Origin of the sequence: Neptuniibacter sp. QD48_11 (assembly GCF_047778095.1) — a bacterium.
Lineage (GTDB): Bacteria > Pseudomonadota > Gammaproteobacteria > Pseudomonadales > Balneatricaceae > Neptuniibacter.
On sequence record NZ_CP180551.1, the window covers coordinates 2586889 to 2603742 of the forward strand.

6 protein-coding genes are annotated in these 16854 nt (G+C 44.8%); 1 reads left to right on the plus strand and 5 read right to left on the minus strand.

Annotation, left to right across the window (positions count from 1 at the left end; all coding sequences use genetic code 11):
* Nucleotides 1-32: 32 nt before the first annotated feature.
* From ACMXYU_RS12010 to dinB, 4 genes are all read right to left on the minus strand, one after another.
* Nucleotides 33-9971 carry a retention module-containing protein gene (locus ACMXYU_RS12010; RefSeq protein ID WP_415898856.1) on the minus strand — a complete coding sequence of 3313 codons (9939 nt, stop codon included), beginning with the start codon at nucleotides 9969-9971 and terminating at the stop codon, nucleotides 33-35.
* A 274-nt stretch (nucleotides 9972-10245) separates the two neighbouring features.
* Nucleotides 10246-11799 carry a SulP family inorganic anion transporter gene (locus ACMXYU_RS12015; RefSeq protein ID WP_415898857.1) on the minus strand — a complete coding sequence of 518 codons (1554 nt, stop codon included), beginning with the start codon at nucleotides 11797-11799 and terminating at the stop codon, nucleotides 10246-10248.
* Between the two features lie 88 nt (nucleotides 11800-11887).
* On the minus strand, nucleotides 11888-12469 hold the full coding sequence (locus ACMXYU_RS12020) for a nucleoside deaminase (protein WP_415898858.1): 582 nt from the start codon (nucleotides 12467-12469) through the stop codon (nucleotides 11888-11890).
* A 56-nt stretch (nucleotides 12470-12525) separates the two neighbouring features.
* A complete protein-coding gene (gene dinB / locus ACMXYU_RS12025) occupies nucleotides 12526-13590 on the minus strand; it encodes a DNA polymerase IV (RefSeq protein ID WP_415898859.1) in 1065 nt (354 codons plus the stop codon).
* Nucleotides 13591-14011: 421 nt separating this feature from the next.
* Here dinB and ACMXYU_RS12030 point away from each other — a divergent pair, with 421 nt between their 5' ends.
* Nucleotides 14012-15760, plus strand: a complete 1749-nt coding sequence (locus ACMXYU_RS12030) for a lysophospholipid acyltransferase family protein (protein WP_415898860.1) — start codon at nucleotides 14012-14014, stop codon at nucleotides 15758-15760.
* 69 nt (nucleotides 15761-15829) lie between these two features.
* Here ACMXYU_RS12030 and ACMXYU_RS12035 read toward each other — a convergent pair whose 3' ends face one another.
* Complete coding sequence (locus ACMXYU_RS12035; protein WP_415898861.1) at nucleotides 15830-16744, minus strand: substrate-binding periplasmic protein; 915 nt, start codon at nucleotides 16742-16744, stop codon at nucleotides 15830-15832.
* Between the last annotated feature and the right edge of the window lie 110 nt (nucleotides 16745-16854).

Below are 16854 nucleotides of genomic sequence, written 5' to 3' on the forward strand. Positions count from 1 at the left end.
GCTTTTAATACCTACGCTTTTATGTAAGCGAATTACTGGTCAACATCGATATTTCCGTTAGCTAGCAACGTCTCCAAACTTGTTTGCAAATCACCATTAACGATGATTGTCTGATCAACGGAGCCACCACTGTTAGCATCTCCTCCCAGATAAACTTCCAACGTTGTAGTTCCTTCAACATTATCAAACGTTGCCTTGAGGTAATCATCGATATTATCTGTGCCACCTGTAAAGTCCAGAACGCCTGTAGGATCAAGCATATCAGCAAGGTTTAGCACATCATTCTCAGCGGCTGGATCGACAAGATCATAGGTAAAGTCAATCACTGTATCGGTACCACCATCAGCATCCCCATCCAGCCACATAAAGACATCGTCACCCAAACCACCGGTCAGGATATCGTTACCTTCGTAACCAAAGAGATAATCGCCCTGATCAGTACCAACCAGCTCATCAGCACCGGAGGTGCCAACCACACTCTGAGTATCTGGGTACACTGTGATATCTACAGCACTCGTAACAGTATCACCGTCGGCATCAATACCTTCAACCGGAAGCTTAAAGTTGACCGGTTCAATATCTGAATCCTGTCCAAAGGTAAACTGAGCAAGTTTAAAGCTAGTGACATCATCCTCCGCATCAAGAGTGTCATATTCTATAGCTTCAATCTCAACCGCGTTAAATGCCTCAGGTTCATTAAATTCATCAAGGCTCACAATCTCAAACCACCAACCATTTTGCAGATCATGCACGGTCACTGACCCATCACCATTATCAGTGACATATGCCGTATTATCTTGCAACTGGTTTAAATCGTTATAAATACGCACCTCTGCCATAGTTAAGACAAGCATTGAAGTAGTTAGCGGGTCAGTCCAGCCTTGGACTTTAGAGTTATTTTGACTTCCCGAAGCGAGATTCTCTTCATTATAAATACGCAAGATGAAGTCAGCATCCTTAGAGCCGCCTGTTATCTGTACCTGCTGTTTAAAGACAAAGGTATCTTGGTATCCGCTAAAGGAATAACTTTCCTGATTCTGCTGATCATTAATCGACAGATCGGTTACTAGGTCATAACGAATGATCTCTCCATCAGACACCTCATTACCGGTACCTACACCCAGTACAGAGCTATTACTGTTCACAGTACCAGAGTCAGCATCTCCAAGAGGTAGGATTTCAGAACTTACCAATACATCATCTGAACCATCTGGGTCTGGCGTATTACTACTTCCTATATTCAGACCTTTAAACGGTACGTTACCACCGCCAACACCAGAGAGGTCAGTCACTGTGGTAATCTCGACATTGGAAATAAACTGGCCGCTGAAAATAGTAACATTGACATTGCCCTCAGCGTCTATAGTTGCAGTAAATGCCTCTACTGCACCATCTGCATCCGAAGTTCTTGCAATCAACTCGCCTTCATTTTCACCGTAGTAGAGATATAGTTCTTTATTATCGAGGAATAGCTGATTACCCTCAGAATCTTTAAATAACTGCCCATCTTGAATACTGAAGGTCAAATCCCCCAACCCATCCGTCCCTGGATTAAAGTTAAGTGTCTGAGTGATCTCCTGCGGGGTAAATACATCAGAAGATACATCCAGAATTACGTGTGCTTTATCTGGGTGGAATTCACTTGGGCCATCATCTTCAATGGTGAAGCTGGTTACTGCATCCCCATCACTATCACTTCCCACTAAGTTGATGGATACAGCGCTTTCATCACCGTCTGCATCTTCAACCGTCTGAGTTAATTTTAGGGTTGCCAATTCATCCAGTTGCAACGATTCCGGATCATCATGATCACCGGTATTGTCATGCCAGATGTTTTCATAACGCTCGAAAGTCACCTCACCGCTGTTTTCATCCACACTGATACTGAAGTAAACAGTCTCCGACTCAGCAGAGGTTTTACCCTCAACCACGCCCGTTTCTTCATTCATGAACAACAGAATTTCATCACCCTGACCGTAGGGATCATCTACTGTCTCGGTATCGCTCGGATCCAGTGCATACAGTTGAGTCGCAAGACCTGCTGCAGACAATGCCAAGCTGTAAGTCACTGAACCCGGACCGTCTGTACCGTAATCAACATCCAGATCCCCAGTCTCGTCATCACCTTCAGAGTCCGTAACGAAGTACACCGAGAAGTCTTCTGTCACGGTGTTGATGCCATCGCCATCTTCTGGCAATGCACTTTCATCCAGTACTAAGGTCGCTGGCTGCTCGCCTTCATCTGGAGTACGAAGCTGAGCCGTTGGGCCATCATCTTCGATACTGATATTGCCCACATCCACACTCGCCAGAGTAAAGGCCGTATCGGCTGAGGCTGGGGAGCCATCTTCGTCTGAATAGGACGCAAGATAAGTAACTTCCAGTAGATCCGTGTCTTCAACCAAGTTCAGGCTAACCGAATCATCATGGTCTTCAGCATCTCCATGCTCTACCGCCACATACTGGTTAACCGTCAGAGTGGCTGTGTCGCTGTCCACTTCAATCGAGAGTACGGTGGCATCAATTTCACCTTCACCATCTAAGGTAACGCCATAAACAATGCCGTCTTCGCCCTGATACAAATAAACCGTTTCATCATCAGAGGAACGTTGGAGTGTAGTCTCAACAAAGCCATCTTCACTTTCGGTTGTTAAGCTCAGACCGTAGGATTCACTGGCTGTCGCACTGCCCGGATCGCTCTGGTTACCATAATCATCAATGGTGTAGCTGAATAGCGGAGCAAGATTTGCACTCACACTGCCAATAAATGGATCGCTTTCACCTGCATCATCATCTTCTGCATTCTCATCATTAATGTCTTCACCAATGGATTCGTCTAGTAGTAGTGAGGTGGATTCACCCGATACTGAGATTTCCGGTTCCAGATTTTGAACCTCGTAGGTGAAGGTCAACGATCCACTTGTGGTATCACCATCTGCATCGGTAATGGTGTAGGAAACAGTATCATATAAGATCGTTCCAGCTGCGTAGTCTGCATCATCCACTGTAGATGAATAGCTGTAGCCACCCTCTTCATTTCCACTGAAGGTGCCGTTTGAAGTGCTTCCACTCCAAGCGACTGTCGCGCCATCTGTGCCGGCATCGACCAGAACATTACCGGTGTATGAAGCATCATTACTACTACCTGATCCGACTGGGCCATCATCTTCAATAGTGAAGCTGGTTACTGCATCGCCATCGCTGTCACTACCTATCAAGTTGATTGAGACAGCGCTTTCATCGCCGTCTGCATCTTCAACCGTCTGAGTTAATTTTAGGGTTGCCAATTCATCCAGTTGCAACGATTCCGGATCATCATGGTCGCCAGTATTGTCATGCCAGATGTTTTCATAACGCTCGAAAGTCACCTCACCGCTGTTTTCATCCACACTGATACTGAAGTAAACAGTCTCCGACTCAGCAGAGGTTTTACCCTCAACCACGCCCGTTTCTTCATTCATGAACAACAGAATTTCATCACCCTGACCGTAGGGATCATCTACTGTCTCGGTATCGCTCGGATCCAGTGCATACAGTTGAGTCGCAAGACCTGCTGCAGACAATGCCAAGCTGTAAGTCACTGAACCCGGACCGTCTGTACCGTAATCAACATCCAGATCCCCAGTCTCGTCATCACCTTCAGAGTCCGTAACGAAGTACACCGAGAAGTCTTCTGTCACGGTGTTGATGCCATCGCCATCTTCTGGCAATGCACTTTCATCCAGTACTAAGGTCGCTGGCTGCTCGCCTTCATCTGGAGTACGAAGCTGAGCCGTTGGGCCATCATCTTCGATACTGATATTGCCCACATCCACACTCGCCAGAGTAAAGGCCGTATCGGCTGAGGCTGGGGAGCCATCTTCGTCTGAATAGGACGCAAGATAAGTAACTTCCAGTAGATCCGTGTCTTCAACCAAGTTCAGGCTAACCGAATCATCATGGTCTTCAGCATCTCCATGCTCTACCGCCACATACTGGTTAACCGTCAGAGTGGCTGTGTCGCTGTCCACTTCAATCGAGAGTACGGTGGCATCAATTTCACCTTCACCATCTAAGGTAACGCCATAAACAATGCCGTCTTCGCCCTGATACAAATAAACCGTTTCATCATCAGAGGAACGTTGGAGTGTAGTCTCAACAAAGCCATCTTCACTTTCGGTTGTTAAGCTCAGACCGTAGGATTCACTGGCTGTCGCACTGCCCGGATCGCTCTGGTTACCATAATCATCAATGGTGTAGCTGAATAGCGGAGCAAGATTTGCACTCACACTGCCAATAAATGGATCGCTTTCACCTGCATCATCATCTTCTGCATTCTCATCATTAATGTCTTCACCAATGGATTCGTCTAGTAGTAGTGAGGTGGATTCACCCGATACTGAGATTTCCGGTTCCAGATTTTGAACCTCGTAGGTGAAGGTCAACGATCCACTTGTGGTATCACCATCTGCATCGGTAATGGTGTAGGAAACAGTATCATATAAGATCGTTCCAGCTGCGTAGTCTGCATCATCCACTGTAGATGAATAGCTGTAGCCACCCTCTTCATTTCCACTGAAGGTGCCGTTTGAAGTGCTTCCACTCCAAGCGACTGTCGCGCCATCTGTGCCGGCATCGACCAGAACATTACCGGTGTATGAAGCATCATTACTACTACCTGATCCGACTGGGCCATCATCTTCAATAGTGAAGCTGGTTACTGCATCGCCATCGCTGTCACTACCTATCAAGTTGATTGAGACAGCGCTTTCATCGCCGTCTGCATCTTCAACCGTCTGAGTTAATTTTAGGGTTGCCAATTCATCCAGTTGCAACGATTCCGGATCATCATGGTCGCCAGTATTGTCATGCCAGATGTTTTCATAACGCTCGAAAGTCACCTCACCGCTGTTTTCATCCACACTGATACTGAAGTAAACAGTCTCCGACTCAGCAGAGGTTTTACCCTCAACCACGCCCGTTTCTTCATTCATGAACAACAGAATTTCATCACCCTGACCGTAGGGATCATCTACTGTCTCGGTATCGCTCGGATCCAGTGCATACAGTTGAGTCGCAAGACCTGCTGCAGACAATGCCAAGCTGTAAGTCACTGAACCCGGACCGTCTGTACCGTAATCAACATCCAGATCCCCAGTCTCGTCATCACCTTCAGAGTCCGTAACGAAGTACACCGAGAAGTCTTCTGTCACGGTGTTGATGCCATCGCCATCTTCTGGCAATGCACTTTCATCCAGTACTAAGGTCGCTGGCTGCTCGCCTTCATCTGGAGTACGAAGCTGAGCCGTTGGGCCATCATCTTCGATACTGATATTGCCCACATCCACACTCGCCAGAGTAAAGGCCGTATCGGCTGAGGCTGGGGAGCCATCTTCGTCTGAATAGGACGCAAGATAAGTAACTTCCAGTAGATCCGTGTCTTCAACCAAGTTCAGGCTAACCGAATCATCATGGTCTTCAGCATCTCCATGCTCTACCGCCACATACTGGTTAACCGTCAGAGTGGCTGTGTCGCTGTCCACTTCAATCGAGAGTACGGTGGCATCAATTTCACCTTCACCATCTAAGGTAACGCCATAAACAATGCCGTCTTCGCCCTGATACAAATAAACCGTTTCATCATCAGAGGAACGTTGGAGTGTAGTCTCAACAAAGCCATCTTCACTTTCGGTTGTTAAGCTCAGACCGTAGGATTCACTGGCTGTCGCACTGCCCGGATCGCTCTGGTTACCATAATCATCAATGGTGTAGCTGAATAGCGGAGCAAGATTTGCACTCACACTGCCAATAAATGGATCGCTTTCACCTGCATCATCATCTTCTGCATTCTCATCATTAATGTCTTCACCAATGGATTCGTCTAGTAGTAGTGAGGTGGATTCACCCGATACTGAGATTTCCGGTTCCAGATTTTGAACCTCGTAGGTGAAGGTCAACGATCCACTTGTGGTATCACCATCTGCATCGGTAATGGTGTAGGAAACAGTATCATATAAGATCGTTCCAGCTGCGTAGTCTGCATCATCCACTGTAGATGAATAGCTGTAGCCACCCTCTTCATTTCCACTGAAGGTGCCGTTTGAAGTGCTTCCACTCCAAGCGACTGTCGCGCCATCTGTGCCGGCATCGACCAGAACATTACCGGTGTATGAAGCATCATTACTACTACCTGATCCGACTGGGCCATCATCTTCAATAGTGAAGCTGGTTACTGCATCGCCATCGCTGTCACTACCTATCAAGTTGATTGAGACAGCGCTTTCATCGCCGTCTGCATCTTCAACCGTCTGAGTTAATTTTAGGGTTGCCAATTCATCCAGTTGCAACGATTCCGGATCATCATGATCACCGGTATTGTCATGCCAGATGTTTTCATAACGCTCGAAAGTCACCTCACCGCTGTTTTCATCCACACTGATACTGAAGTAAACAGTCTCCGACTCAGCAGAGGTTTTACCCTCAACCACGCCCGTTTCTTCATTCATGAACAACAGAATTTCATCACCCTGACCGTAGGGATCATCTACTGTCTCGGTATCGCTCGGATCCAGTGCATACAGTTGAGTCGCAAGACCTGCTGCAGACAATGCCAAGCTGTAAGTCACTGAACCCGGACCGTCTGTACCGTAATCAACATCCAGATCCCCAGTCTCGTCATCACCTTCAGAGTCCGTAACGAAGTACACCGAGAAGTCTTCTGTCACGGTGTTGATGCCATCGCCATCTTCTGGCAATGCACTTTCATCCAGTACTAAGGTCGCTGGCTGCTCGCCTTCATCTGGAGTACGAAGCTGAGCCGTTGGGCCATCATCTTCGATACTGATATTGCCCACATCCACACTCGCCAGAGTAAAGGCCGTATCGGCTGAGGCTGGGGAGCCATCTTCGTCTGAATAGGACGCAAGATAAGTAACTTCCAGTAGATCCGTGTCTTCAACCAAGTTCAGGCTAACCGAATCATCATGGTCTTCAGCATCTCCATGCTCTACCGCCACATACTGGTTAACCGTCAGAGTGGCTGTGTCGCTGTCCACTTCAATCGAGAGTACGGTGGCATCAATTTCACCTTCACCATCTAAGGTAACGCCATAAACAATGCCGTCTTCGCCCTGATACAAATAAACCGTTTCATCATCAGAGGAACGTTGGAGTGTAGTCTCAACAAAGCCATCTTCACTTTCGGTTGTTAAGCTCAGACCGTAGGATTCACTGGCTGTCGCACTGCCCGGATCGCTCTGGTTACCATAATCATCAATGGTGTAGCTGAATAGCGGAGCAAGATTTGCACTCACACTGCCAATAAATGGATCGCTTTCACCTGCATCATCATCTTCTGCATTCTCATCATTAATGTCTTCACCAATGGATTCGTCTAGTAGTAGTGAGGTGGATTCACCCGATACTGAGATTTCCGGTTCCAGATTTTGAACCTCGTAGGTGAAGGTCAACGATCCACTTGTGGTATCACCATCTGCATCGGTAATGGTGTAGGAAACAGTATCATATAAGATCGTTCCAGCTGCGTAGTCTGCATCATCCACTGTAGATGAATAGCTGTAGCCACCCTCTTCATTTCCACTGAAGGTGCCGTTTGAAGTGCTTCCACTCCAAGCGACTGTCGCGCCATCTGTGCCGGCATCGACCAGAACATTACCGGTGTATGAAGCATCATTACTACTACCTGATCCGACTGGGCCATCATCTTCAATAGTGAAGCTGGTTACTGCATCGCCATCGCTGTCACTACCTATCAAGTTGATTGAGACAGCGCTTTCATCGCCGTCTGCATCTTCAACCGTCTGAGTTAATTTTAGGGTTGCCAATTCATCCAGTTGCAACGATTCCGGATCATCATGGTCGCCAGTATTGTCATGCCAGATGTTTTCATAACGCTCGAAAGTCACCTCACCGCTGTTTTCATCCACACTGATACTGAAGTAAACAGTCTCCGACTCAGCAGAGGTTTTACCCTCAACCACGCCCGTTTCTTCATTCATGAACAACAGAATTTCATCACCCTGACCGTAGGGATCATCTACTGTCTCGGTATCGCTCGGATCCAGTGCATACAGTTGAGTCGCAAGACCTGCTGCAGACAATGCCAAGCTGTAAGTCACTGAACCCGGACCGTCTGTACCGTAATCAACATCCAGATCCCCAGTCTCGTCATCACCTTCAGAGTCCGTAACGAAGTACACCGAGAAGTCTTCTGTCACGGTGTTGATGCCATCGCCATCTTCTGGCAATGCACTTTCATCCAGTACTAAGGTCGCTGGCTGCTCGCCTTCATCTGGGGTACGAAGTTGTGCCGTTGGGCCATCATCTTCTATGGAGAAAGTACCACTACCAATATCAACTGAAGCACTATCTATATCTCCATCAGCATCGGTGATAGTTTGTTCCAGCACTAAACTATTCAGGATCTCCTCTTGCTCTTCATCGAAATAAGAGCCATGTACATTCAGAGTTTCAGCTTCATCGTGTTCATCTTTATCTGAATGCCAGATATTATTCTCAAGTGTAAAAGTAACTGTTCCGAAGTTTTCTGAATCAAAGTCATTATCCACACTTATTGTGAAATGAGTGATCAACGGATCGTCTTCTGTCCCACTACCGCTGGTACCAACAACGTTGGCACCTTCCATATTCAGTACAATTTCAGCGCCTTGCTGTCCATCTTCTCCCAACGCAAACAAACCAGTTCCAACATTTGCTCCAGTTAATACTAATGCGTAGCTAACTGAGCCAGGACCATCAGCCCCATATTGGGTTGGGGCTACGAAAGCAGCGCTGAAATCAACACTAACCTCATGAATACCATCCCCCTCTTCTGGAAGTGGTGATTCATCAAGCATAACCAGTTCAGGCTCTCTATCAGATACAACCTCGGAATCAGGTACATCATCGATAATATCTATTGTTACTGCGGAAGGGGCTGATGTATTCATGCCATCAGACACGGTAAAGCTGAAAGTATCTTTATTTAGTTCGGTATTTGCGCCATCATTAACAGATGGATCTGTAGTGACAGGACTCGTTAATTCATACTGATATGAACCTATACCTGTATTAGAGTCATAAGCAGTTATGGTCATTACGCCATAATCGCCATCAAAGCTACTGCCTACCAGCTCACCAATTGGAGTAGTAGCACCATTAATTGTTACACTCTGAATCCCAAACAGGCCATCAGCATCACTGATTGTAAAACTTCCGAAAGCAAATTCAGTATTATCTTCAGGATTCCTACCTTCTGGCAAGCCTGCCTCATTAACTACATCATCAGACCCATCAATACCCAATTCATTAACAGTAATCACCGGGATATTATTTGGAGTGATGATTGGCTGGAGTTCTTCCTCTACAGGATCCTCAAAAGTATCTTCAATACCTATAGTGTCGTAACCAGCGGTGGGATCAACTTCTTCAGCTGTACGGGTAATGTTTACAGTAGAAGAACCTTCATTTCCACCATCGCCACCTGCAGCAGGCTCACCTCCTGCGGCAGTTGCTTCGCCTACTTCAGTAGGGTCAACACCGGCTAAAATTGCTGCTTGAATAGCTTCAGCTTCAGCTTCGGCGTCAGCATTTGCTTGATCAAAGAACGTTTCCCCTGCCGCTTCAGCTGCAGCTGCCTCTTCTCTTGCTAGTTCAGCAGCTTCTTCAGCATTTTCTGCGACTTCTGCAGCTAGCGCTGAATCAAGGAATTCAGGATTTACTACGTACTCACTAGGGTCAATATTCTCAATTACTGAAAAAGTTTCACTCGACACTAACCAAACTTGCCCTGACTCTAATGCAACTGATTCAGCATTATTTACATCTATTTCAATAGAGCCATCTTGTGAAACTTTGATTAAATCATCTTCATAGACAGGATCACCTAAGGCGAGGATTCGCTCCGAACCATCTGGACTTATCGCTACAACCTTACCTGATATTTGAGATACAGAACCTATAACTACACTCATGACCACCACTCCCTTTAAGTATTGTGGTATCCATCAATGCGTACTGAGAACTAGCAAAATATAACAGCCGCCGAAATAAGAATTTTTAAATTCCTATGTATCAACGTAGTAACAGATATTAAATCTGCCTATTGTACCGATGTACAATAGATCAAAAAACAACCAGCAACTTACTGTTTTAAATAGTTTTAAGGTAAGTAATTTTTTACAATATTTAGAATATAAACAAAAAAACGCCGACATAAGCCGGCGTTTTTTAATGTACATATTAAGCTTACGCAAGACTGTCGTCGGCAACCTTATACTTAGGATCTTCAATCACATTAACTTCAACCAGACTACCCGCTTTTTTCATTAGCGCACGGCATTCTGGGCTTAGGTGACGTAGGTGAAGTTCTTTACCTGCTTTTTCATAACGCTCAGCTAAGGAATCAATTGCTTCGATACCTGAGTGATCCATAACTCGGCAATTAGCAAAATCGACGATTACCTCAGGTGGATCCATTTTTGGATTAAACTGATCTCGGAATGTCTGAATTGATGCAAAGAATAGCGGGCCGTTAGGCAGATAAACCTTTGTGTCGTACTCTTCACGTACTTCAAATGCCATGTTACTTGCGTGTTTCCAAGCAAATACTAGTGCAGAAATAATCACACCAACAATTACCGCAACCGCTAAGTCTTGCCAAACAGTCACGCCTGTTACCGCAATTACAACAATCAAATCAGAACGAGGAATCTTGCCCCATAGACGCAAACTAGCCCACTCAAAAGTGCCAATTACAACGATAAACATAACGCCAACAAGAGCTGCTACCGGAATAATTTCGATCAAGCTTGAGCCAACCAATATAAATGCCAATAGGAATAATGCCGCGGAGATACCCGAAGCACGACCTAAACCACCCGAGTTGATGTTAATCATACTCTGACCGATCATTGCACAACCGCCCATACCGCCAAAGAAACCAGTTGCTACGTTAGCAACACCTTGGCCAATACACTCTTTGTTACCACGACCACGGGTTTCTGTAATCTCGTCGATCAAAGTCAAGGTTAGTAGAGACTCAATCAGACCGATTGCAGCTAAGATCAAAGCGTAAGGAACGATAATCTTAAGGGTTTCCAAATTGATCGGAACCATAGGGATATGGAACTCAGGGAAGCCACCCGCGATGGTTGCAGCTGGGTTACCCGTCATATCAGCAAGTACATCTTGTACCGTACGGGCATCTAGATCCAAGCCAATAACCAACAGTGTAACTGTGACAATCGCAGCAAGCGAGGAAGGAATAATTCGAGTAATCTTAGGCAAGAAGTGAATTATTGCCATAGTCAGGGCAATCAATCCCAGCATTAACATCATCTGCTCACCCTGCAACCACTGCAAGTTACCCTCTGCATCGGTGAACTGGAACTGTTTCATCTGAGCAAGGAAAATAACAATTGCTAAGCCATTTACAAAACCCAGCATTACCGGATGAGGAACCAAGCGGATAAACTTACCCAAGCGGAAGATTCCAGCCAGAATCTGGAAGATCCCCATAAGCACGACTGTGGCAAAGAGATATTCAACCCCATGCATTGCCACAAGGCTCACCATTACTACCGCCAAAGCGCCAGTAGCCCCAGAAATCATACCTGGTCGACCACCAATAGTGGCAGTAATCAGTCCGACCATAAACGCTGCATATAAGCCAACTAATGGCTCAACACCAGCTACAAACGCAAAAGCTACAGCTTCAGGTACCAGCGCCAAAGCCACTGTCAAACCTGAAAGTAGGTCGCTTTTTAGCGATTGTGTCTTAGACACAAGCAATTGGATCATTTATCACCTCGGGTAGACACTGGTTCTTTTTTGACCAGACCGTGTAAAAGCGCGCGAGTATAGCAAAAGCAATGGCTAATTTCAGGAATCAGGGACGAATAATCCCTAATAGTTTTTTTCGTAGTAAAGAAATGTTCGCGGATGCAATATCAGCGGCTAATTTTGAAAGCTCTGGAAGAGCTTTAACCTCTTGAATATCAATCAATTCAGATAGGTTTTTCCATGCATAAGGCAATTTATCGCAATGCGACATCATGCCGCCATCTTTGTCTATGGCCAGATACTTTACTCGACCAATGCCGGCAGCGAGTATTCGGGCACAACACATAGGGCAAGGTTCTAAGGACGTCAGTAACATTAAACCAGATCTAGCGGAATAATCAGGATAGAGGCGTTCAAACTCATCGATCACACACATCTCAGCATGGGCAGAAGAGTTAAAACCTGCAGAGAAAACTTGATTGCCTGCTTCTGCTAAAATATCGCCTTCTCGACTTATCAGTAGCGCCCCAACACCATAGTTACCCTTATCGGAGGCATCCATCGCCAATTGGCAACAACGGAGCGCCCAACCTTCCATTCCACATCTATATTCATGGCTATAAGTGGCTAAACGTATCCTTAAATTATCGATATTTACTTCACTATCTGACATATCGTACTTAGGCATATCCATCTACTGAATAATGTTACCTAGTATGGATTAAATCAAAGCAAAAGGTCTAATTAAGCAAGGTCGAGTAGATTCAATTGCTTAGGTTGCTGATCTAGCGAAGGTTTTAATTTATATCCGACACCGAGTAATCGCACAGGTCGCCCTCCCCGATTAAATGCATCAATCAGTAGTTGGCGAAAATGAGCTAAATCCGGGATTGCGACGGCATGCTCCGCCGTAGTTTGGATGAAATCAAAAAATTTAACTTTAACAATCACGCCTGTGATTTGTTTATCCTTGCCGTGCTTTGCAAACCTTTCAGCTAACTCCTCTAATAAGGTCGGTAGCTTTTCTAAGCAAGCTTCTACATCACCTAGATCATTTGCATAAGTATGCTCAACACTGATCGATTTTCTTATACGGCTGGTCTGCACAGGCCTATCATCAATACCTCTAGCTAGCTCAAACAAACGCTTTCCAAACTTTCCAAAGCGCTCAACCAACTCAGCCAATGAACGTTTTCGAAGATCCAAACAGGTAGAAATACCCATCGACCCGAGTTTCTCTGCAGTTTTCTTGCCTACACCGGAAATTTTATCTACCGATAAGTCATCTAGAAATGCTGTGATTTGAGCAGGTTTGACGACATATAAACCATCAGGCTTATTCCAATCACTGGCAATTTTGGCAATAAATTTATTCGGGGCAACGCCTGCAGAGATAGTAATACCAACCGTTTCTTTCACCCTCTGACGGATCTCTTCAGCAATATAAGTTGCACTTCCTTGGCACAGATCAGTCCCAGTCACATCCAAGAAAGCTTCATCAAGAGATAACGGTTCAATGATATCGGTATAGTCTCGAAAGATATCCATAATCTGTCGAGAAGCTTCGCGGTACTTATCCATGTTGCCATGTATGACGGTGAGATCAGGGCACAACTTAAGGGCCTGAGCGGTCGCCATAGCCGAGCGCACTCCATATTCACGGGCGGGATAATTACAGGTTGCGATGACTCCACGACGAGAGGGATCACCGCCAATCGCCAGAGGTATTTGCTTTAGTGCTGGGTTATCTCTCATCTCAACCGCAGCAAAAAAGCAATCACAGTCACAATGAATGATTTTTCGTTGCATAAAAACAAATACTGTTTATTTATACAGTTATATTATTTTCATTTGATCGAAAAATCAAAATTCTTTGCTAAGCTGAAGATTAAAGGCTTTAGGAATTCTGGGTAGCTCTCTCTCTTCCTCTATTCAACTACCCAGAATTTCTCCTTAAACTAAACCAGAGAATTCTCATGGATAACGATCCACACGGTTCCAATACCCGTTCAGGGAAAGACAGACGAGAACTCAAGGACAGACGAGCCGAAATCAGGTTTGAACCTGATAATCCCAATCGTCGCCAAAATCCAGGACGCAGGCAGGAGGATGGTGATCTTTGGACGAAAGCCTTGAAAGAGAATGACACTAGTGGCGATTAGCAACCTGTCATAAAATCGTAAAGCAATCGTCAAAGGTTGGTCATACTCCCTCCCTATATTTTTACGTTATGAACATACGTGAAAATACTTCCCAGCCAGAAACGCCTGTCCTAAACATAGAACAAGCGGTCATTAATAAATTTCCTGATTTCGACACAAAACCAACACCTTTTAAGCGTTCAGCACTGCATATGCTGCGTAAGTTGGTTCATGAAAAAGAGATCAATACCTTCTTAGCCAAAAATAAAGATGCCCATGGTTTTGAATTTATTGATCGCGTCTTGGATTACTTTAATTTTGGTTACAGTATCAGTAATCACGATCGAGCCAACATTCCCTCATCTGGACGAGTAGTAATCATTGCTAATCACCCACTTGGTGCGCTCGATGGTTTATCACTGCTAAAACTGGTTGGTGAGGTTCGTAGAGATGTAAAAATTGTCGCTAACGATGTTCTAATGAACTTTGACCCTATCAGCAATCTATTCCTGCCTGTTGATAACTTAAATGGTAATACACGTAAAAAGAACATAGAGGGTATTGTTGATGCCCTAAGGCAAGAACAAGCTGTAATCGTCTTCCCTGCTGGTGAAGTTTCACGTGCAGGGATTACAGGCATCAAAGACGATAAATGGAACAGTGGATTTCTACGTATTGCTCGCAAAGCCAATGCACCAATCCTACCGGTGTTTATTGGGGGTAAGAATTCACCTCTTTTCTATAGCGTTTCTTATCTGAATAAGAACTTCTCTACCATCATGCTAGCCCGTGAGATGTTCAAACAATACTCAGTAACGATCCAGATAAAAGTTGGCGAAGCGATTCCATATAGCCAAATCGATGCCGTACCAGTATCCACAGCAGAAAAAACCAAGCTGCTTAAAAAGCATCTCTACAGAATTGCCAAAAATAAGAAACCTCTTTTTATCACCGAGAAAACCATCGCACACCCTCAAGATCGCCAAAGCATCAAACAAGAACTACGCGATGCTGAACTACTCGGTGAAACCGCCGACGGTAAGAAAATTTATCTATTCGACTTTATTAAAGATTCTGCAGTGATGCATGAACTTGGTCGTTTAAGAGAGATTGCCTTCCGCTGTGTTGGTGAAGGCACTGGCGCAAAAAAAGATCTCGATCACTATGATCAGTACTACCGCCACATCATTCTCTGGGATGAAGAAGAGCTGGAAATTGTTGGGGCTTATCGATTGGCAGAAGCAGCTAAGCTGAAAGAACAACCTGAAAAGACGCTCTACAGCAGCGATCTGTTCCAATATAACGATGAGATGCAGCCCTATTTTTCACAAGGTATCGAACTCGGTCGTAGTTTTGTACAACCCAAATATTGGGGAAAACGTAGCTTAGATTATCTCTGGTATGGGATTGGTGCGTATCTTCGCAAACACCCCGAAATTCGCTATATGTTTGGCCCAGTCAGCCTAAGCAATAATTACCCTAAGGCTGCTAAAGATATGTTGGTTTGGTTTTATAGTCATTATTTTGAAGATAGTGAGAACCTCGCTAGCTCCGTTTCCCCATATGGAATCGACGAAGTTACTGAAGAGCATATGAGAAGCCTCTTCTGTGGAAACAATTACAAAAGTGACTTCAGTATCCTAAAAGAGCAATTAGAGTTTATGGGTGTAAACGTCCCAACACTTTATAAGCAATACAGCGAACTGTGCACTGAAGGCGGTGTTCGTTTCCTAGATTTCGGTGTAGATCCAGACTTTAACTACTGCATCGATGGTCTAGTTTTAGTGGATATAAGCTACGTTAAAGAAAAGAAGCATAAACGCTACATTGGTGAGTAAGAGAAAGCCTGAATAGTTTGGTTTACGCTCTTTAAACTTTAAGGGTGTAAATTAAGCGTCGCAACTCCGCTATCGTCTGGCCTTTAAGTCATCTGGCCTAATCCAATAGCGGCTATTAGTAATAGGCGTATCTCTAGGAAGTAAGGGGTTACTAATCGCGATGATATTTTTTTCACCCCACTGAGTTAATGGGAATAACGTAGACGTAATAGGATGTTTCTCAAGTAATTGATCAAACTCTCCTGAATTAATGGCCCTTTCCAGCCCTAGCTCCAATCGTTTTGCTAACTCGATATTGCCTTTGCGAACAAAGAAGTACATTGGGAATGGGTAATAAACAATCGTGTCAGAGAACAAGCGTAGATTAGGATATTTCTCACGCCGAGCCGTTAATTCAGGACCTCCCTCGTGAATTCCACGGGGAAAAAAATCGCAACGCCCCGCTGCTAATTGACCAAACATAAGTTCATAAATTGGCCCTCTTCTGACCTCAATACCAGCACTTTCCAAAATATCAGAGTCCGGCCAATGTCTTCCTTGGCAAGCAGTATACCTCCTCAGATCCTTTAAATGTTTTATGCTTTGAAACTTAGATTTGGAATCTTCTCGAATAATACTAAGGCGATAACCTAGTAACCCCTTTAGAAGGGGAATTCTAATAGCGGTGAACTCTTCTTCTCGATCAATAGAGGTGCCCGCCCAATATACATCTATGATTTTTCCCCTTTTCAACTCGTAAAAAGCTCGACCTTGCTCCATTCTCACTACATGTGCCACATTGCTTTGGCCGTACTCAGAAGCAGTATTATCCAGCATCATTTGTAACAAAGTCACAAAATAGTTATGGCTGACATCAAAGTCAGACTGAGGTGGGATTGTGCGTAATTCTGTGGACGCAACGCTTACGGAGTCATATAGATTCCCAATGGATACCGCTGTGATAATTAAAATTTGACTTAATAACTTTTGTAGAGATACCCGCATCCTACATAACTCTCTCAAAAATCTACTCAGTAAAATCCAAAGGCCTAACTTTGATGGTTTAAAACTAAGTCTAGCTGGATAAACAAAAAAAACCGCTTAGTAGAAGCTAC